Source organism: Mycobacterium sp. (genome assembly GCF_044223235.1).
GTDB lineage: Bacteria > Actinomycetota > Actinomycetes > Mycobacteriales > Mycobacteriaceae > Mycobacterium.
Genome location: NZ_JBGAME010000003.1, coordinates 196,672 through 214,287, shown reverse-complemented (window position 1 = coordinate 214,287; position 17,616 = coordinate 196,672). Strand labels below are relative to the sequence as shown.

At 67.0% G+C, this 17,616-nt stretch carries 22 protein-coding genes; 10 read left to right on the top strand and 12 right to left on the bottom strand.

Annotated elements, in window-relative coordinates:
• Positions 1-151 precede the first annotated feature (151 nt).
• Positions 152-625, top strand: a complete 474-nt coding sequence (dsbE, locus tag ADBZ6K_RS06800; protein ID WP_526345276.1) for a disulfide bond-forming protein DsbE — start codon at positions 152-154, stop codon at positions 623-625.
• Between the two features lie 7 nt (positions 626-632).
• Positions 633-1,511: a cytochrome c biogenesis CcdA family protein gene (locus tag ADBZ6K_RS06795; protein ID WP_526345113.1), complete on the top strand. Its 879-nt coding sequence runs from the start codon at positions 633-635 to the stop codon at positions 1,509-1,511.
• 3 nt (positions 1,512-1,514) lie between these two features.
• On the opposite strand, the gene ADBZ6K_RS06790 is transcribed toward ADBZ6K_RS06795, so the two are convergent.
• Positions 1,515-1,712, bottom strand: coding sequence for an Rv3202a family protein (locus ADBZ6K_RS06790; protein ID WP_526345112.1), 198 nt, complete (start codon positions 1,710-1,712; stop codon positions 1,515-1,517).
• 184 nt (positions 1,713-1,896) lie between these two features.
• Between ADBZ6K_RS06790 and ADBZ6K_RS06785 the strand changes: the two genes are divergently transcribed.
• The gene (locus ADBZ6K_RS06785; protein WP_526345111.1) at positions 1,897-2,880 is read left to right on the top strand and encodes an alpha/beta hydrolase; all 984 of its coding nucleotides are present in this window, start codon (positions 1,897-1,899) and stop codon (positions 2,878-2,880) included.
• Between the two features lie 140 nt (positions 2,881-3,020).
• Complete coding sequence (locus tag ADBZ6K_RS06780; RefSeq protein WP_526345110.1) at positions 3,021-3,905, top strand: cyclopropane mycolic acid synthase family methyltransferase; 885 nt, start codon at positions 3,021-3,023, stop codon at positions 3,903-3,905.
• Between the two features lie 9 nt (positions 3,906-3,914).
• On the opposite strand, the gene speB is transcribed toward ADBZ6K_RS06780, so the two are convergent.
• Both speB and ADBZ6K_RS06770 read right to left on the bottom strand, forming a co-directional pair.
• Positions 3,915-4,952 (bottom strand): agmatinase, encoded by a 1,038-nt coding sequence (gene speB, locus ADBZ6K_RS06775; RefSeq protein ID WP_526345109.1) that lies wholly within the window; start codon positions 4,950-4,952, stop codon positions 3,915-3,917.
• An 11-nt stretch (positions 4,953-4,963) separates the two neighbouring features.
• Entirely contained in the window at positions 4,964-5,419 is a 456-nt protein-coding gene (locus ADBZ6K_RS06770; protein ID WP_526345108.1) for an acyl-CoA thioesterase, read from the bottom strand.
• Positions 5,420-5,490: 71 nt separating this feature from the next.
• Between ADBZ6K_RS06770 and ADBZ6K_RS06765 the strand changes: the two genes are divergently transcribed.
• The 3 genes from ADBZ6K_RS06765 to ADBZ6K_RS06755 all read left to right on the top strand — a co-directional run bounded on the left by ADBZ6K_RS06765 (position 5,491) and on the right by ADBZ6K_RS06755 (position 8,277).
• On the top strand, positions 5,491-6,438 hold the full coding sequence (locus ADBZ6K_RS06765; RefSeq protein WP_526345107.1) for a threonine ammonia-lyase: 948 nt from the start codon (positions 5,491-5,493) through the stop codon (positions 6,436-6,438).
• A gap of 320 nt (positions 6,439-6,758) precedes the next feature.
• Positions 6,759-7,373 (top strand): Pr6Pr family membrane protein, encoded by a 615-nt coding sequence (locus ADBZ6K_RS06760; RefSeq protein ID WP_526345106.1) that lies wholly within the window; start codon positions 6,759-6,761, stop codon positions 7,371-7,373.
• Between the two features lie 148 nt (positions 7,374-7,521).
• Entirely contained in the window at positions 7,522-8,277 is a 756-nt protein-coding gene (locus ADBZ6K_RS06755; RefSeq protein WP_526345105.1) for a L,D-transpeptidase, read from the top strand.
• 157 nt (positions 8,278-8,434) lie between these two features.
• On the opposite strand, the gene ADBZ6K_RS06750 is transcribed toward ADBZ6K_RS06755, so the two are convergent.
• Entirely contained in the window at positions 8,435-8,878 is a 444-nt protein-coding gene (locus ADBZ6K_RS06750) for a lipoprotein LpqH (protein ID WP_526345104.1), read from the bottom strand.
• Positions 8,879-8,963: 85 nt separating this feature from the next.
• A complete protein-coding gene (locus ADBZ6K_RS06745; RefSeq protein ID WP_526345275.1) occupies positions 8,964-9,698 on the bottom strand; it encodes a helix-turn-helix transcriptional regulator in 735 nt (244 codons plus the stop codon).
• 147 nt (positions 9,699-9,845) lie between these two features.
• On the opposite strand from ADBZ6K_RS06745, the gene ADBZ6K_RS06740 reads away from it, so the two are divergent.
• On the top strand, positions 9,846-10,139 hold the full coding sequence (locus ADBZ6K_RS06740) for a hypothetical protein (protein ID WP_526345103.1): 294 nt from the start codon (positions 9,846-9,848) through the stop codon (positions 10,137-10,139).
• 147 nt (positions 10,140-10,286) lie between these two features.
• A complete protein-coding gene (locus tag ADBZ6K_RS06735) occupies positions 10,287-10,775 on the top strand; it encodes a hypothetical protein (protein WP_526345102.1) in 489 nt (162 codons plus the stop codon).
• A gap of 7 nt (positions 10,776-10,782) precedes the next feature.
• Here the strand turns inward: ADBZ6K_RS06735 and ADBZ6K_RS06730 are convergent, their stop codons facing one another.
• The 3 genes from ADBZ6K_RS06730 to ADBZ6K_RS06720 all read right to left on the bottom strand — a co-directional run bounded on the left by ADBZ6K_RS06730 (position 10,783) and on the right by ADBZ6K_RS06720 (position 14,307).
• A complete protein-coding gene (locus ADBZ6K_RS06730; protein WP_526345101.1) occupies positions 10,783-13,023 on the bottom strand; it encodes a molybdopterin-dependent oxidoreductase in 2,241 nt (746 codons plus the stop codon).
• Positions 13,007-13,609 carry a TetR/AcrR family transcriptional regulator gene (locus ADBZ6K_RS06725; protein WP_526345100.1) on the bottom strand — a complete coding sequence of 201 codons (603 nt, stop codon included), beginning with the start codon at positions 13,607-13,609 and terminating at the stop codon, positions 13,007-13,009. Before ADBZ6K_RS06725 ends, ADBZ6K_RS06730 begins: the two co-directional genes overlap by 17 nt.
• Positions 13,610-14,010: 401 nt before the next feature.
• Positions 14,011-14,307 (bottom strand): hypothetical protein, encoded by a 297-nt coding sequence (locus tag ADBZ6K_RS06720; RefSeq protein ID WP_526345099.1) that lies wholly within the window; start codon positions 14,305-14,307, stop codon positions 14,011-14,013.
• Between the two features lie 148 nt (positions 14,308-14,455).
• Here ADBZ6K_RS06720 and ADBZ6K_RS06715 point away from each other — a divergent pair, with 148 nt between their 5' ends.
• Positions 14,456-14,680: a hypothetical protein gene (locus ADBZ6K_RS06715; protein WP_526345098.1), complete on the top strand. Its 225-nt coding sequence runs from the start codon at positions 14,456-14,458 to the stop codon at positions 14,678-14,680.
• 57 nt (positions 14,681-14,737) lie between these two features.
• On the opposite strand, the gene ADBZ6K_RS06710 is transcribed toward ADBZ6K_RS06715, so the two are convergent.
• From ADBZ6K_RS06710 to ADBZ6K_RS06695, 4 genes are read right to left on the bottom strand one after another with little or no spacing between them, the layout of a single operon-like run.
• Complete coding sequence (locus ADBZ6K_RS06710) at positions 14,738-14,947, bottom strand: hypothetical protein (protein ID WP_526345097.1); 210 nt, start codon at positions 14,945-14,947, stop codon at positions 14,738-14,740.
• Positions 14,948-15,007: 60 nt separating this feature from the next.
• A complete protein-coding gene (locus ADBZ6K_RS06705; RefSeq protein ID WP_526345274.1) occupies positions 15,008-15,277 on the bottom strand; it encodes a universal stress protein in 270 nt (89 codons plus the stop codon).
• Positions 15,241-15,645: a putative universal stress family protein gene (locus tag ADBZ6K_RS06700; protein WP_526345293.1), complete on the bottom strand. Its 405-nt coding sequence runs from the start codon at positions 15,643-15,645 to the stop codon at positions 15,241-15,243. Before ADBZ6K_RS06700 ends, ADBZ6K_RS06705 begins: the two co-directional genes overlap by 37 nt.
• On the bottom strand, positions 15,642-17,471 hold the full coding sequence (locus ADBZ6K_RS06695) for an amino acid permease (RefSeq protein WP_526345096.1): 1,830 nt from the start codon (positions 17,469-17,471) through the stop codon (positions 15,642-15,644). Before ADBZ6K_RS06695 ends, ADBZ6K_RS06700 begins: the two co-directional genes overlap by 4 nt.
• Between the last annotated feature and the right edge of the window lie 145 nt (positions 17,472-17,616).

Here is a 17,616-nt window from a genome sequence, read left to right as displayed (position 1 = left end):
TCGCGTGCCAAGACTATGCCGCACCGGACCGGGTGAACCCCGTCCGCCCCGAAGTCGTGTTTACCGGTGGGTGATCGGGGTCATCCATGGTGCGGTCCGAGCGGAGGGAGACGGTGTGATGAGGATGCGAGTGTCGCGGGTGGGCACATCGATGGCGCTGGCCGTACTCGCCGCGGCCCTGATCGTGGCCGTCGTCCGGCCGCCGGCCGCCATCGCCGACGATCGCCTGCAGTTCGCCGGGACCACCCTGTCGGGAGCGCCCTTCGACGGGTCCAGCCTCAGCGGAAAACCCGCCGTGCTGTGGTTCTGGACCCCGTGGTGCCCGTTCTGCAACGCCGAGGCACCCGGTGTCAGCCAGGTGGCGGCCGCCAACCCGGGGGTGACGTTCGTCGGCATCGCCGCCCGTTCGGAGGTCGCCGCGATGCAGGCGTTCGTCGACAAGTACCACCTGAACTTCACCAACCTCAACGACGCCGACGGTTCCATCTGGGCGCGCTACAACGTGCCGTGGCAGCCCGCATATGTCTTCTATCGGCCCGACGGTTCGTCGACCTTCGTGAACAACCCCACCTCGGCAATGCCCGAGCAGGAACTCGCGAACCGGGTGGCGGCGCTGAACGCATAGCCGGTCGGTGAACGCGGATCTGGTCGGCCTCGGCTTCGCCGCTGGACTCATCGCCGCGCTGAACCCGTGCGGTTTCGCCATGCTGCCCGGATACCTTGCCCTGGTCGTGAATGGCGGGGTGACACGCAGACCCGACGACCGCAACGGCCCGGTGATCCCGGTCGTGCGAGCCCTGACCGCCACCGCCGCGATGGCGACCGGGTTTGTGCTGGTATTCGCGGTGTTCGCGGTGTTGACCGTGTCCGCCGCGGCGGCCGTGCAGCGGTATCTGCCGTTCGCCACCGTGCTCATCGGCATAGGGCTGACCCTCCTCGGCGGGTGGCTGGTCTCGGGGCGCCAACTGGCCGCGCGCGTGACGGCAGGGACCATCGCCAAGCCGTCGGCGCAGCTGAGCTCCATGGTCGGCTACGGGGTCGGTTACGCCGTGGCCTCCCTGTCGTGCACCGTCGGCCCGTTCCTCGCGGTCATCGGTGCGAGCTTTCGGGGCGGGACGGTGGGGCAGGGCCTTGCGGTGTTCGCCGCCTACGCGGCCGGGTTCACGCTGATCGTCGGCGCGCTCGCGGTCGCGGCCGCGCTGGCCAGCACGGTGGTGGCCGATCGGGTCCGGCGAATCATCCCGTACGTGCACCGGCTGGGCGGTGTGCTGCTGATCGCGGTCGGCCTGTACGTCGCGTACTACGGCCTGTACGAGATTCGGCTGTTCTTCGCCGACGGCGATCCGCGCGACCCGGTCATCGCGGCAGCCGGCCGGGTTCAGGGGACGCTGGCGCGGTGGGTCCACGACGGCGGCGCGCTACCGTGGGTCATCGCGCTGGTCGTCCTCGCTACCGCCGCGATTGGCTGGGCAGCCCTGCGGCGGCGACCGGCCGGCCGAAACCGACGCTGAAAGTCAGCGGTCGAAATCCTCGTCGTCATCCGGGACGGCGATCGCCTGCTCGAGGAGGTCGGCCTCGTTGGCGTCCAACTCCCCGGATACCCGCACCCGCGCGAAGTCCAGCTCGTTGTCCTCTTCGCTGGCGTCGACGGGAATCAGCTGTTCGGCCACGTCGGCCTCCGGCACGTCGTCGAACACAGGGCCCGAACTCATCATGATCACGTTCCTCCCCCTCGATCGGGTGCGGCCATCGTGCCCGCCTGCGATGTCCACGATAGTGCCGGTGCGGGGTCCCGCCCCGGGCGCTTTCGGACCCCGCCCCCGGGCGCTTGCAGGCCCTGTGCGGTGTAACCCGGCCCTCTGCGCGGGCGATGAACCCAACAGACGCGGGTCGGGGATGAAGGAGTGGCTCGTGTTCGACACGACGATCAGGACCCGAATCCGCAGGCTGTCGCTGGCGGCGCTGGTTGCCGCGATTCTGCCCGTCTTGGTCGGCATCGCCGGGGACCCGCCGCGGGCCAACGCCGCGGTCGAGGTCGCGATGGTGCCCTCACCGTCGATGGGCCGCGACATCCCGGTCCAGTTCCAGGGCGGCGGCCCGCATGCCGTGTATCTGCTCGACGGTTTGCGTGCCCGGGACGACCGCAACGGCTGGGATATCGAAACCGGCGCGTTCGCGTGGTTCGACGGTTCAGGACTGTCCGTGGTGATGCCGGTCGGCGGCATGTCCAGCTTCTATACGAACTGGTACCGCCCCGCGGTCGGCAACGGCCGCACCCAGACCTACAAGTGGGAGACCTTCCTGACCTCCGAGCTGCCGGGCTGGCTGGCCGCCAACCGCGGTGTCAGCCCCACCGGCAACGCCGTCGTGGGGCTGTCGATGTCGGGCAGCTCGGCGCTGATCCTGGCCGCCCACCACCCGGGCCAGTTCAGCTACGCGGGTGCGCTGTCGGGCTTCCTCAACCTGTCCGCCGGGCTGTGGCCGGTGCTGGTCGGGATCGCGATGGCCGACGCAGGCGGGTTCAACGCACTCGACATGTGGGGCGCCTACGGCGGCGGGGCGTGGCAGCGCAACGACCCGATGCTGCAGATCGGCAAGCTGGTGGCCAACGCGACCCGGATCTGGGTGTATAGCGGCAACGGCAACCCGACCGACCTGGACGCCGGGCTGGGAAACGCGCAGATCCCCGCACAATTCCTCGAGGGGCTGACCATCCGCACCAACAAGGAGTTCCAGAACCGCTACGAGGCAGCGGGCGGAACGAACGGGGTCTTCAACTTCCCGCCCAACGGCACCCACAGCTGGGGATACTGGGGCGGCCAGCTGCAGGCGATGAAACCGGACATCCAGCGTGTGCTCGGCGCGGGCCGAGCGGGCTAGATCATCCCTGGGCCTTCTCGGATGCCGCCACAGTTCCAGCTTCTTCTTGTGTAGTGTGCGTAAACTGCCCAGTCGATGGTCGGAGCTCTCAAACAGTGCGGAGCGTCGTGAGAACACAGGACAACGTCAGAGGCCGTACTTTGCCAGAAACACCCAGCAATACCCAGGGACTCAAGCCGCACTTCGAGAATGTGCAAGCGCACTACGACCTCTCGGACGAGTTTTTTCGTCTGTTCCTCGACCCCACACAGACCTACAGCTGCGCCTACTTCGAACGCGACGACATGACGCTCGAGGAAGCCCAGCTCGCCAAGATCGACCTGTCACTGGGCAAACTCGACCTCGAGCCGGGTATGACGCTGCTGGACATCGGCTGCGGATGGGGCGCGGTACTGCGGCGGGCCCTGGAGAGGTACGACGTCAACGTCGTCGGCCTGACCCTCAGCCGCAACCAGCAGGCCCACGTCGAGCAGATGCTGTCCCGGCTGGACACCACGCGGTCGCACCGTGCGTTGCTGCAGGGATGGGAGCAGTTCCACGGACAGGTGGACCGGATCGTGTCCGTCGGAGCGTTCGAACACTTCGGGTCGGACCGTTACGAGGACTTCTTCAAGATGGCCTACAACGCGCTACCGCGCGACGGCAAGATGTTGCTGCACACCATCATCAAGCCGAGTGGTGAGCAGATGAAGGACCGCGGCCTGCCGCTGACGATGACGAAGATCCGGTTCTTCAAGTTCATCATGGACGAGATCTTCCCCGGCGGTGAACTGCCCTACGGGGCCGTCGTGGAGGAGCACGCCGAGAAGGCAGGCTTTCAGGTCAGCAGAGTGCAGCCGCTGCGCCTGCATTACGCCCGCACGCTGGACATCTGGGCCGGCGCGCTGGAGGCCCGCAAAGACGAAGCCATCGCGCTGCAGTCCCCCGAGGTCTATGAGCGCTACATGAAGTACCTGACCGGGTGCGCCGACCTGTTCCGCGAGGGCTACACCGACGTCTGCCAGTTCACGCTCGTCAAGAACTGACGCTCGCCGTTACCGCGACGGGGGTCCCGGCTTGGCGTTGGCGGCGTCGCGCCGGCGCGCGGCCATCCCGGCGAGCGCTTCGAACACCACCCGGTGCGCGGCGTTGACGGTCAGTTCGGCGTGGTCGTATGCGGGGGAGACCTCGACGACGTCCACTCCGGCCACATCGTGTTCGTAGCAGAGCTGGCGCACCATCCGCAGCAGGTCGGCGCTGGTGATGCCGCCGGGCTCCGGTGTTCCCGTGCCGGGGGCGTGGGCCGGGTCCATCACGTCGACGTCGACCGACACGTACAGTTTGTCGGCCTTGGCCAACGCCTCGGCCACGGCGTCGCGCATGACCTCCTTGAACCCGCGGTCCCAGATCTCCTGCATGGTGTGCCAGGTCATGCCCTGTTCGAGCATCCACTCGAAGGTGTCCTGCGGGGGCCAGTAGCCGCGCAGCCCGACCTGAACGAAATGCGTGCCGGGGACCGCGCCGGACTCGATGAGCCTGCGCATCGGGGTGCCGTGGCTGGCGAGGTTTCCCTCGATCTCGTCGGCGGTGTCGGCGTGCGCATCGAAGTGCACGATGCCGACGTTGCCGTAGCCGTGCACGTCGGCGACGGCGGTCGCCGCCGGCCAGGTGATGGAGTGGTCGCCGCCGAGGATCACCGGCACGATGCCGCGCGACGCCACCGCATGCACTCGCTCGCGGATGTTGGCGTGCGACACCTCCGTCTGCCCGTGCGGACAGTAGGCGTCGCCGAAGTCGACCACCTCGAGCCAGTCGAAGATCTCCAGCCCGAGGTCGAGGTGATAGGTGCCGGGCTCGTAGGCGGTGGCCCGGATCGCCCGCGGCCCGAACCGGGCGCCGGGCCGGTTGGTCGTGCCGATGTCGAACGGCGCACCGAGGATCGCCACATCGGGCCGCCACGACTCGAGTTGATCCACCTCGGTGAGAAACGGCCGGTGCCCGAACGACACCAAACCCGAATACGGCAGATCCAGCTGCTCGGCCATCCCGGGCGGAAGTTCGCGCTGCGGCTCATGGCCATGGTCGTTACCCATGAACGGTGACCCTACCCCGGCTGCTCATTGCTGTTAGCGGCTTGAGCCGCAACCGAACTGAGAGCTTCCCGAAGGGCCGCGGGCAGGTGCCGCTTACGCCACTCGGTGGTGTCGACGACGACGTAGACGTTCCTGCCGCGCACCGCAACGCGCTCCGGCGTCGTCGCATCGGCCCGCAGGACGGCGAACCCGAGCGTGAAGCTCGTGGTTCCGACGCGTTCGCACGCCACCGCCACCCGAACCTTGTCGCGCCAGCGGATCGGTGCGGCGAAATCGAGTTCGGCATGCACCACCTGGATGTCGTGGCCGTCGTCGATCAACGCGGGATAGGTCACGCCAAGGTGCTCGAGGAAGCCGTCGCATGCTTCGTCGAACCAGGTGAGGTAGTGGCCGTTGAACACGACGCCCTGTTGGTCGATCTCGGCGTAGCGCGGCACGATCGGCAACGCGAAGCCAGACTCGCTCACCTGCCCACCTCCGGTCGGATTCACCAAGGGTGCTTCACAGTAGTTCGGGTGCCCGGGTGCAGACTGACTGCGTGCAACTGGTCGACATCGACGACATCGACGCCGCGGCAGAGCGGATCGGCGAGTATGTGGTGCGCACCCCGCTGGTGCCTGCCATCTGGGCCGACGGCCGCCGCCCGCTGTGGCTCAAGCCGGAGAACCTTCAGGCGATCGGCGCGTTCAAGGTGCGGGGCGCATTCAACGCCATCGTGCGGCTGGACCCGGCGGTGCGCGCCCGCGGCGTCGTCGCGTATTCCAGCGGCAACCACGCGCAAGCGGTGGCGTATGCCGCGGCGACGTTCGGCATCCCGGCGCACATCGTGATGCCCGAGGGAACCCCCGACGTCAAGGTGCGGGCGACCCGCGGCCACGGCGCGCAGGTCGTGTTGTGCGGTGCGGGTCAACGGGAACGGGTCGCCGCCGAACTGGTCGACAGCACCGGCGGCGTGTTGGTGCCGCCGTTCGATCACCCGGACATCATCGCCGGCCAGGGCACGATCGGCGCTGAGATCGCAAGGGACTTGCCCGGCGTGCGCAACGTCCTCGTCCCGGTCAGCGGCGGGGGACTGGCCTCGGGTATCGGCACGGCGGTCAAGGCACTTTGCCCGGGCGCCAACGTGTTTGGGGTCGAACCGGAACTGGCGGCGGACACCGCGGAGGGGATGCGCGCAGGCCATCGAGTCGACTGGCCGGTCGCCGATCGAGACCGCACCATCGCCGACGGACTGCGGTCGCAACCCTCGGAGCTGACCTTTGCCCACCTGCGCCGGGTGCTCGACGACGTCCTCACCGTCACCGAGGATGAGATCCGGGCGGCGGTGCGGGAGTTGGCTTTTCGCGGGCACCTCGTCAGCGAGCCCAGCGGCGCCGTCGCGTTGGCGGCCTACCGGCAGGGCGCCATCCCACCCGGCGACACCGTCGTGATCGTCTCGGGAGGCAACATCGAGCCGCAGATGCTCGCCGACATACTGGCGGGCTGACGGCTCACACGGCGTGATTCACCCGCGCTGCGAGCTGAACGGCGCGACCGAGCCCGTGCCGTTGGCTCAGGCCATGGCCGGCCGGGAGGTATTACTTCTTCTTGTTCGAGCCGGGTACCGCGTTGGGCGCGGGCTTGGCCTTGGTCTGCGGTTCTGCCTTGTTGGGACCACGCGAATCTGTCTTCTTCTGATCGGCCATGTCCCCATGGTAGGCCGCATCGCGCCGCCGCAATCCGGGAATTGACCGGGCGGATCGATCCTTCGCGCGACGCGCCAGGACAGCGCTGCCTGCGCCCTGACGACCGCCTACCCTCATTCTCGTGAGAGATTTCGCGACGCTTCCCGTTGCCAGGGCGTCGCTTCGCGTGGCGATCGTGGCGGTGGTGCTGCTGGCGATGGTGGCCGTGGAACTGACATCGCGATCGGGTGTGCTCTGGCGGCTCATCACCTTCACGTATCAGGTCAACGTGCTGGCGGCCGCGTACTACGTCTGGACGCTGGTGTCCCCGCGCGCCGACGCCCGCGCCGGGCTGCGCGGCGCGGTCGTGGTCTACGTCGTGGTGGCGGGGCTGGTCTGGAACCTGTTCCTGACCGGCTACAGCATGGGCTACACGCTCGCGAACTTCCTGCTGCATGTCATGGTGCCCGCGCTGGCGGTTGCCGAGTGGTTCCTGGTGAGCCGCATCCAGAACCCGATCCGCTGGTGGCAGCCGCTCATCTGGCTGATCTACCCGGCGGCCTACCTGACGCTGGCGCTGGTGGTGCTCAACCGCATCGGCCGCCGGGCCCCGTACTACTTCCTCGATCCTCACATCGTCGGGGCGGCCGCGGTCGCGGGCAACATCTGCCTGCTCGCGGCAATCTTCCTCGTGCTGAGCTACGGTCTCATGGCAGTTGGCCGGACGACGGCGCCCGTGCGAGTCGACGCCGGGTGAAATGTTCTGACGTGCGCTGTCGATGAACAGTTGTGGATGACACCCCGCGAAGCGAGATAGCCGCCCAACGGTTGCACCAGCAATTTCCCGACCGTCAGCAACCATAACGAACTACACTGGACCGTGCTGGCCACACCATCTGGAAGGGATGGACACCGTGCGTGAAGCCATTCGGTATGTCCTTGTGGCGGCGGCGGTCGCAGCGCTCGCCATGATGGGATCGGTGCATCCGGCACTGGCGGCGGTCACCACACCGGCCGCGGTCGCATCCATCGAGCCGGCCACCGGCGACGTGGTCGGGGTCGGCCATCCCGTGGTGGTCACCTTCACCACTGCGGTGGGCAACCGCACCGCGGCCGAGCGAAGTCTGCAGATCACCGCCTCCGACGCCCCGGATGGCAGCTTCACCTGGCTGTCCGACCGCGTCATGGAATGGCAGCCGGCCCGCTTCTGGCCCGCGCACACCCCGATCTCGGTGTCGGTGGGCGGCCTGTCCACGAACTTCGGAACCGGCTCGTCGGTGGTCTCGGTCGCCGATATCGGCGCGCACACCTTCACCGTCAGCATCGACGGCGAGGTCGCCCGTGAGATGCCCGCGTCGATGGGCAAGCCTAAGTTCCCCACCCCCACCGGCTATTTCACCGCGCTGCAGAAGCAACGCAATGTCACGTTCGATTCCCGCACCATCGGCATCCCGCTCGACGACCCCGAGGGCTATCTCATCAAGGGGGAGTACGGCGTCCGGGTGACCTGGGGCGGGGTCTACGTGCACTCCGCGCCCTGGTCGGTGGGATCGCAGGGCTACGCGAATGTCAGCCATGGCTGCATCAACCTCAGCCCCGACAACGCGGCGTGGTACTTCGACACGGTGCGGGTGGGGGACCCGATCATCATCCAGGCGTAGGCGAGCCCACCGTCCGCGCCGCCCCATCGTCCGCGCCGCCTTCTGCACCCCGGTCGTCACCTCCGCGGCGGGACAGCCCTCACGCAGCAACCGGCGCAAACCGGCTCAGCAGGCTCGCATAATGGGCCTGCTCAGCAGGCTCGCATAATGGGCCTGCTCAGCAGGCCGTGGTGATCTCGAACTTCGCGCTGGCATCGCCGGTCGGGTTGTCGGCGAAGAAGCCGTGGGCGGTGCCGCTGATCGTGAACTTCTGGTTCTGGACGCTGACGCGGCCGTCGCCGACGGTGCCCAGCCAGAACCCGCCGGTGAAGCCGTCGAGGTCCCGGATCTGCACCGACTGCGCGGCCATCGACGGACCGGTCTGGAAGGCGGCGTTGAAGCCGGACTTCTCCCCGGGGCTGTCGATCAGCCAGGACCATCCGGATTGCGAGCACTCGACGGGATGCACGATCCCGGTGCTCTCACCGTTGATCAGGACCTGCGCGGTGCGGGTGCCAAGCGCGGCGGGCGGTGCCGCACACCCACAGGCGACGGCCACCATCGCCGCGGTGACAGCGGCGCGTCGAGTGGTACTTGCGCTCCTCGCGTCCGCGGTCTTCACGTGAGCCCACCCCTGTCCGGCCGTTACGTCATGACGTGTGCACATTTGTACCTCGTTCCGCAGCCCACGGGCGGACAAACCGGATTCAGCGCAGTGCGGCGGCGGTCGCATCGTCGGCGGGAAGGAACGCCTCGATGCTCAGCTCGGCGGCCGTGAGATCAAGGGCCGTACCGAACGTCGTCACGGTGCTCAGGAATTTCAGCAGCCGCCCGTCGTTGGTGTAGAGCTCGAGAGGTACCGCGACACCGCCGAGGTCGGGGGCCTGACCGGGCGCTCCCGGGTAGGAATCAATCTCGGCGAGTAACGACGCCAGCTCGGTCGAGCCGCTGACCGCGGCCTCGCGGCGCAACCGGCCGACCAGATGGTGGCGCCACTGCCCGAGATTGCGGATCCGCGGTGCCAACCCGTGCGGGTGCAGTGCGATACGCAGCGCGTTGGGCGGGTTCAGGAGTTCAGGGGCGACGCCGTCGAGCAGGATCGCCGCGGCGTCGTTGGCCCGCACGACATTCCACCCCCGATCGACCGCCACACACGGAAACGGGTGATACGCCTTGAGCACCGTCTCCACTCCGTCCCGAACGGCCGCCATGTCGGGATCGTCGAGAGCGCGTTCGCCGTAGACCGGTGCCAGGCCCGCCGCCAGCAGCAGCCAGTTCTGTTCGCGCAGCGGCACTTCCAGGGCGTGCGCCAGGCGCAGCACCATCGCGCGGCTGGGCGTCGATCGCCCCGTCTCGATGAAGCTGACGTGCCGCGCCGAGACGTCCGCGGCGATCGCGAGGTCGAGTTGGCTGATCCGGCGGCGCAGCCGCCAGTCGCGCATCAACGCACCGAAGGGCTTGCGCTCGGCGGTGGTCACCGATCCAGTGTCGCGGGTCAGCCGACCGGCGGCCACTACTCCTCAGGTAATTGCTTTACCTACGCCTCCGGCGGCAGCGTTGAGGGTACTGACACTCAGAGGGAGAAGACCATGGCCGTTGCCTCGCAAGCCAAACCCCAGATACCCGGATGGCTGCGCTTCGTGCTGGCCTGCGATCGCGCCGGCTCGGCGTGGTACATCGGCGCGGGCTTCTTCTTCGCGCCGGTCCTTGTTGTGGTGTCACCATGGCCGACGGTGAGCACCGTGCTGTGGCTGCTGATCGCCCTGGCGGGGCTGTGGCTGGGGTTGCTCGGTATCGCGATGGCCACCGGGCTGGCCATGGTGCTGCGGTCGAATGCCGAGATATCCGAGGACTACTGGCGCTCGATCATCGACTACCCGTGAACTTCGCGGTCACCGATCGTTCGGTTTCGTCACGAACCATCTGCCACAGCTGTAACAATTGTGCTGCCTGCGGAGAAGGACAGATTGACGCGGCGATCATGCGGCTCCGGAAAGGGGGCATGGGTGAGGACACCACGACGATTGACGATGACTGGGGCCATTTCTGGGGCCTTCGCGGCCGCCGTGGGTGCTGCGGCCATCGCCTCGGCGCCGTCGGCGCTTGCCGACCCCGCATTACCCCTGGTCCCGCTGCCGCCCGTGCAGGACGCGGCAATCCCGCCACCTCCCGGCGACCCGGGACTCCCACCGCCACCGGCCGATCCGGCCGCCGCCACAGTCGACCCGATGGCCCTGCCGCAGCCGGTCCAGCATCTGTCCAGCCCGGAGAACCTCCCGCCGGGGACGAGCGCGGTGCCGGTCGGGCCCCCGCAGGGACGCGGCATGTCCTACCTGCGTGAGTTGTGGCACGCCGTGCAGACGCAGGACGTCACGATGAACGAGGCGATCTTCCTGCTCACCCAGCGCCCGCTGGACGCGAACGCCGCCCCGCCGCCCGGAATGCCCGCCGGCCCTCAGGCGCCGCTGCCCGTCGAACCGGTTCCCGCACCGGTTCCAGGTCCAGCGCCGGCGCCCTGACGGCGACTCACGACGCCACCACCGCCTCGATGCGCGCGGGCACGTGTTTGTGCCACGGTGTGCCCGCGAATTCGTCGCGCCAACCGGTGGACGTCAGCGAATTGGTTGCCACGCCGGGGATCCGGACCGTGCCGCCGGCATCGGTGTAGTCGAGGCCGAAGCCGTTGGGCAGGGACGCATGCCCGGGCAGCATAGCCTCACTGATCTCCACACTGGCCTCGGCGCTGCCCGCCGCAGTCGTGATCCGGGCGCGGCCGCCGTCGACGAGGCCGAGCGTATCGGCATCCTCGACGCTGACGCGCAACGCTCCGTCGGCGTCGCGTTTGCGCCAGGCCGGATCGCGCAGGATGTCGTTGGCGGTGTAGGCCCTGCGTTCACCCGCGGACAGCACGATGGGAAACTCCGAGGTGGTCAACGGTGCCCGCTCGGCGCGCAGTGCCGCGATCTCCTCGAGCAGTTCGGGAATGGCCAGCGCGATCTTGTGGTCGGGGTGGGCGATCAGACCGAAATCGTCCTCGTACTGGTGGACGGTGAACGTCACCCCCGAGGGGCTGTTGAGGATCGCGGCGAACAGCGCGTTGCCGTCGGCGTGGCCCGCACGACGGACCGCATCGGGATAGGTCAGCGCCGCCTTCTGGGCCAATCCCCACAACGCCGCAGCACCGGCGAGCCCGTCAGGCAGCCTCGGGCCCAGCGTCTCGTAGAGCACGAACGGCAGCACCGTGCGCAGGTTCGGATTCGCCGCGACCGTCTGGGCGAACGCGGCGGCGTAGGCGTCCAAGCCCTCTTCTGCCGCCCTGTGCAGCGGCCGCAGCTCCGCCTCGTCGACGATGTCGAGTGCGCGGACCAGACGTGCCCAGATCTCGGGTTCGGGCAGCGTGCCCTGCAGCGGTTCGAACAGCCGGTGCCGCAGATGAAAGGTGTTGTGCGGGAACTCGAGATTGAAGAAGGTGGCTTCGGCCTTCTCGAACTGGCTGGCCGCGGGAAGCACGTAGTGCGCCAGCCGCGCGGTTTCAGTCATCGCGACGTCGATGACGACGAGCAGTTCCAGCGCGGCGAAGGCCTCACGGCAGGCGGCACTGTCGGCGATCGAATGCGCCGGGTTGCTGCTCTCGACGATCATCGCCCGGAGCCGATCCGGATGATCGGACAGAATCTCCTGCGGCACAACATTACTGGGCACGAGACCGCCGATGATCGGCGCGCCGGTCACCGGTGTGCGCCCGACACCGCCACGGCTGAATAGCGGAGCGAACGACGAATGCAGATGCTGGCCGCCTCGCTTCGCGAAACTTCCCGTCAGTACCCACAGCAGCTTGTTCAGATACGAGCACAACGTGCTGTTGGGCGCCTGCTGCACACCGAGATCCTCGAATACCGCCACGCTCGCGGCGTCCGCGATCCGCCGCGCCGCCGCGCGCAGCAGGTCCTCGTCGACACCGCAGCGCAGGGCGTAGTCGCCGATCGGTACGGTGGCCAGCGCATCCCTCACCTCCTGCACCCCGGTGACATGCTCGGCGAGAAAGGTTTCGTCGCAACGGTTCTCCTGCACCAGCACCGCCGCCATGGCGGCCAGGCACCAGGCGTCGGTCCCCGGCCGCGTTCGCAGGTGGTAGTCGGCCATCTTCGCCGTGTCGGTGAGGACCGGGTCGATGACGATCATCGAGCGGCGGGGATCCTTGGCGATCTCGTTGAGCACCACCCTGGCGCGGGGAAAGCTCTGCGACATCCAGGGGTTTTTGCCGATGAAGACCGAGACCTCGGCGTGTTCGAACTCGCCGCGGGTGTGCCCGCCGTAGAGCTGCGCGTCCACCCAGGCCTCGCCGGTCTTCTCCTGGGCGAGCGCGCCGGACCGATACCGCGAGCCGAGCGCTTTGAGGAAGGAGCTGCTGTAGGCGCCGCCTAGGTGGTTACCCTGCCCGCCGCCGCCGTAGTAGAAAATCGTCTGCCCGCCATAGGTGGCACTGATCCTCTGAAACCCCGCGGCGATCTCGCTGATCGCGGTATCCCAGTCGATCGGTTCATAGCTCCCGTCGGGCCGGCGCCGAAGCGGCGAGGTCAGCCGGTTTCCGTTGTTCTGGTAATGGTCGAGCCGCAGCGCCTTGTTGCACGTATAACCCTGAGACGCCGGGTGCGCCTTGTCACCGCGGATCTTGGTCAGCGTGTGGCCCTCGGCCTGAACCACGATGCCGCAGTTGCATTCGCACAGGATGCACGCAGTCGGCGTCCACTCAGCAGTCACGGTCATCACCTTTCTTGGGCGTCTCGGCTTCGATGAGGGCCCGCAGTGAGCGGTGCACCTGGTCGAGCGGGGCGACGTCGCGTGCGGCCCGCGCCAGCACGATCGCCCCCTCGATCGAGGCAGTGATCAATGTCGCCAGTTCGCCCGCCCTGGCCGGCGCGACGCCGTCGGCGACCAGCAGTTGGGCGATCAGTTCGTTCCAGCGCGCGAATGCCGCGGCCGCACGGTCGATTACCACCGAGGAGCCGCCCGCACTGGCTTCGTCGGCTTCCTCAGCCTCTATGGTCACCGCCACGAGCGGGCATCCGGCGCGGAACCCGCTGTCGATCAGTCGGGCGCGGTACCGCCCGACCAACCCGTCGAGCACCTCAACCCCACTGTCCGCCTTCTCTATTCGCTGCGCGAGATACTCGCCGGCGTAATCGATCGCCTCGCACAGCAGCTGGTTACGACCGCCGGGAAAGTAGTGATACGCCGAGCCGCGCGGCGCGCCGCTGTGCTCGAGGACGTCGGCGATGGCCGTCCGGTGCGCGCCGCGCTCCCTGATCAGCAATGCCGCCGAGACCACCATGCGCTCGCGGGGACTGACCATGCCTTGCTCCTTCGGGCCGGTCGCCAGGGGTTATGTATGTCACTCTACATAGTCAGCGGCGGTCATGACCAGGGGCATTTCCGCGCACCCGTAACGTGGCCAACGGCCCCGCACCGGCGGCATGATCGGCAGCCTGGATCAGCTCATTTATGACGCCGCCAACGACGCCATCACCGACGGCGCCGAGAAGATCACCAAAGCCCACCTCGACGCGTGGCCGACGCCAACGGGTTTGCCCGGCCGACCCTGTTGTTACCCGCTATCGGCGAGCCGATCGGCAACAATATCCGTGCCGGGATACTGGAGCACCACGACATCACCTGCACCGACCGCCGCCTGTCCAGCACCACAGAGCCGCTGCTCAACGCGTTCAGCAGTGCGGCCATCAGGGGGCACTGCGATCACTGCATCGCCCAGATTCCCGGTCGTCCCAACATCAGGGTCCACCGCCGATCCGCCCCGGCGATCTGCGGTCGCCACCACCGCTGGGTCGACACCACCCGCCAGATAATCAGGTTGATCTCGCCAACAACATCGAGATAATCACCGCTCACCGTCGATTCCAGCGGTTGCTCTGTACCGTCGACGACCCCACGTGGGCGCGCCAACAGCTTTGGCGTACAACGGGGATCGTCACCGACTGGCATTACTGCCGGGACCGACACAGCGTCTCCCATGCCATCGTCGAAGAGCTCCATGCCCGCTGGGACAAGCGAGCCGAAACCCTGCCCTCGGCCGGTTCGGCCACATCGCTATTAGCGATGCCCGAGGCTGTCGCAGTCGCGGAAATCCTCTGCGACCTCGAATGGCGGCGACACGTCGCCAAGGCCAACGACTACGACCTGGGTGCAGTTCTACCGGCTGGTCGCCCGGCGCCTCGGACGGCCGGCGAAAATCGGCGACCGGCTCGCCTACTCCTACCGGCTCGACCCGCTCAAGAGGTGGGTTATCGAGTACCGCAGACAGTTCCGAACCATCCGCGACCAGTACTGGAGTCGATCACGTACTCACCGGCTCTACAACCCACGGTTTCCCTTCGCCATCCTTCCAACAATCCGCCACGTCAAGTAAGAGACGATGACCAGGGACCACACCGACCCGACCTGGTGCAAGCAATGTCCACCCCCATCAGTCCGCCAGGTCCAGTGAGAACCCACACAACTGCTCGGAACGGGTGCCCACCCCGCGCAGCGTCCAGAGGTCGTGGTGGTTGAGGGTGGCGGCCCTGACCGTCACGGTGGTCCAGCCCTCCGGTGCCACCGGTTCGGAATGCTCGCCGACGGCCAGGCCGGCAAGCGGGTCTTCGGGATTGATCGTGCTGGCATACGCGGCGAGCATGTGGGTTGGCCTTTCGGTGGGAATTATGGAACGTACTGGTGGACAAGCAGTTGCAGAAGATCAACGGCGCGGCATGATCGTTACCGGCACCGGTGCGTGGCGAACGATCTTCGACGCCGCCGAACCGACGAACACCTGGGCGACCGGCCCCGCCGCGCCGGAACCGAGCAAGAGGATGTCACCGTGCTCCCAGCCGATGCTGTCCACGGCCTGGCGCCAGTCCGTACCCGCACCGACCCTGACGTCCACATCGGAAAACGGGACATGGGCCGCGAGCGAGTCGAGTTGGCTGACTATCGACTGCTCTGTCTTTTGCGCCCACTGCTGCACGACGACGTCTTCGGCCGCATGCGCAACAGCGCCACCGAAGGTGGCGAACGCCCGCACAGTGAACGAGGCGATCCGTGCTGGTCCACTAGCTCCATCAAACCCGTTGGGATCGAGGATGATTCGTGTGCCACTATCGATATGTCGAGGTTGCGCGAAATGGGATCTATCACTTGCTCGAGCGACTTCCTCGCCTGCGCGGCCACCTGGTTCTGGAACTCTTCTTCGATGGGGCTGACGCGGGCGGCCGGTACGCGCTCCACGATGACCGCAGCGACGATCTTCTCGCCGCGGGAACGAGCGAGTTGGGCCGCCAGGTTCAGTGGTGCGCTGCCCTGCCTGCTGGCGCTGAACCCCACGATGACGGTCATGGCACGATCTGTTCTGCGGCCACCGGGGTGGCCACCACATGTTTCACGGGAATGTTGCTGTATTCGGACCGGGCGCGGTCGACCACCTCGAAGCGGTGCCACAGGGATTCCTCGGGTGGCAGCGTGGCGATGACGATCTGATCCGGATGGAACGTGTCGACGGCATCTGCGAGGGCCCGCATGGGCCGGTAGTCGCCGAGCACCCCGTCGGCCTGGAGGTTGTGCCCCCGCAGCGTCGAAAGGGTGCGTTCGAGCCTGTCCCGGGCCGCCCGCTGAGTGGCCTCCAGGACGTCATAGGGGCCATGCGTGGCCGCTACCCCGGTCTCGATCGAGCTGGCCGGCACAACGACGTAGTAACTCGCCGCACCGTCGGCACCGGTCCGGTGCAGTTCGTCGAGCAACTCGGTGGAATCGGCAGTCTCGTTGGCCAACACGAGAACCCGGTTCGGCTTCACCGTCGCGACTGTTTCTGCAACCACCGGACGGCGATTGATGAACCACTTGTTGGCCAGGTAGAGCGCGATCACCACCGCCCAGGACACCATCCCGAGCACCAATTGAGAGCGCTGATCCTTCTCGATCAACATCTGCAACAGGATTCCTGCTATGCCGAGCGCCGTAACGATCGACAGCACCGGGAACAGCCACATCTTCACCGTCAGGTGTTGAGAACCAGTCCGGTAGCGCAACACGATCTGCGAGATGGCGATCAACAAGTAGATGATCAGGATGAGCGCACCGCTGGAATTCACCAGGAAAGCAAAGATTGTGTTCGGCGATACCGCCGCAGCGATGATGCACACGAAACCGACCACCGAGGAGGCCAGGATCGCGACCGCTGGTACGCCCCGTTTGGTCACCCGTACCAGCGACGGTGGCGCCTCGCGCCGCGCAGCCAGGACGAACAACATCCGCGACGCGGTGTACATGCCCGCATTCAGGCAGCTGAGCACCGCCGTCAACACCACCGCGTTCATCAGATGGTCCGCATACGGAATGCCCATCTTGGTGAACGCGGCGACGAACGGTGAAGCCGCGCTGGTCTTGTCGTTCCACGGCAGGATCACCGCCAGCAGGAAGATCGAGCCGACGAAGAAGATGACGATTCGCACGACGACGGCATTGGCCGCTTTAGTCACGGCTTTCTGGGGGTTTGGCGATTCGGCGGCGGCGATGGTCGCGACCTCCGCCCCGGTCATCGAGAAGATCACGGCGAGGATCCCGCCGATGATGACGCCGGACCCATTCGGGAAGAACCCGCCGTGGGCGGTCAGGTTCGAAAAGTCCATCGCCCGGTGCGGCCACAGTCCGAAGACGAAGGCGGTGCCGATGACCAAGAACGTGATGATCGCGGCGACCTTGATTCCGGCGAACCAGAACTCGAATTCTCCGAATGATGAGACGGACAGCAGATTGCTCGCCGTCATTGCGACGAGAAGTATCAATCCGCCCAGCCACAGCGGAATGCCCGGTATCCAGTATTGGAGGATCTTGGCCCCGGCGATGGCTTCGAAGCCCACGATGATCACCCAGTAGTACCAGTAGAGCCAACCTACGGAGAACCCCGCCCAGTTCCCGAGCGCATTGCGGGAATAGTCGGCGAACGATCCGGTGGACGGATTGGCCACCGCCATCTCCGCCAGCATGCGCATGACCAAGAAGACCAGCAGGCCACTGAGCGCATACGAGAGAAATGCGCCCGGACCCGTCGTCTGAATGACGACACCGGAACCGACGAACAGGCCGGCGCCGATCATTCCGCCGATCGTGATCATGGTCAGCTGTCGGTCGCTGAGCCCTTTCTTCAGGGCAGGTTGTGCACTCATCGCACCCTCCAGTGCTGACGCTGGTTTGGCGCCGCGCGGCGCCGGTGAGGTGGATCCCGCCCACCCGCGCCCCCGACTGTGAGCCAGGACACGCACATGAGCTTCACATCACTGTGGTGCGCGCAGGGCGTGTAGACAAGAGTTA

Excerpts from the sequence above, each read along its gene's own strand:
- ADBZ6K_RS06735 (WP_526345102.1), top strand. The coding sequence starts at position 10,287 with ATGACTGGGGCCATTTCTGGGGCCTTCGCGGCCGCCGTGGGTGCTGCG.
- speB (WP_526345109.1), bottom strand. The coding sequence starts at position 4,952 with ATGGGTAACGACCATGGCCATGAGCCGCAGCGCGAACTTCCGCCCGGG.
- dsbE (WP_526345276.1), top strand. The coding sequence starts at position 152 with ATGGCGCTGGCCGTACTCGCCGCGGCCCTGATCGTGGCCGTCGTCCGG.
- ADBZ6K_RS06720 (WP_526345099.1), bottom strand. The coding sequence starts at position 14,307 with ATGGAGCTCTTCGACGATGGCATGGGAGACGCTGTGTCGGTCCCGGCA.
- ADBZ6K_RS06785 (WP_526345111.1), top strand. The coding sequence starts at position 1,897 with ATGAAGGAGTGGCTCGTGTTCGACACGACGATCAGGACCCGAATCCGC.
- ADBZ6K_RS06710 (WP_526345097.1), bottom strand. The coding sequence starts at position 14,947 with ATGCTCGCCGCGTATGCCAGCACGATCAATCCCGAAGACCCGCTTGCC.
- ADBZ6K_RS06755 (WP_526345105.1), top strand. The coding sequence starts at position 7,522 with ATGGACACCGTGCGTGAAGCCATTCGGTATGTCCTTGTGGCGGCGGCG.
- ADBZ6K_RS06725 (WP_526345100.1), bottom strand. The coding sequence starts at position 13,609 with ATGGTCAGTCCCCGCGAGCGCATGGTGGTCTCGGCGGCATTGCTGATC.
- ADBZ6K_RS06730 (WP_526345101.1), bottom strand. The coding sequence starts at position 13,023 with ATGACCGTGACTGCTGAGTGGACGCCGACTGCGTGCATCCTGTGCGAA.
- ADBZ6K_RS06745 (WP_526345275.1), bottom strand. The coding sequence starts at position 9,698 with ATGCGCGACTGGCGGCTGCGCCGCCGGATCAGCCAACTCGACCTCGCG.
- ADBZ6K_RS06700 (WP_526345293.1), bottom strand. The coding sequence starts at position 15,645 with ATGACCGTCATCGTGGGGTTCAGCGCCAGCAGGCAGGGCAGCGCACCA.
- ADBZ6K_RS06790 (WP_526345112.1), bottom strand. The coding sequence starts at position 1,712 with ATGAGTTCGGGCCCTGTGTTCGACGACGTGCCGGAGGCCGACGTGGCC.
- ADBZ6K_RS06695 (WP_526345096.1), bottom strand. The coding sequence starts at position 17,471 with ATGAGTGCACAACCTGCCCTGAAGAAAGGGCTCAGCGACCGACAGCTG.
- ADBZ6K_RS06740 (WP_526345103.1), top strand. The coding sequence starts at position 9,846 with ATGGCCGTTGCCTCGCAAGCCAAACCCCAGATACCCGGATGGCTGCGC.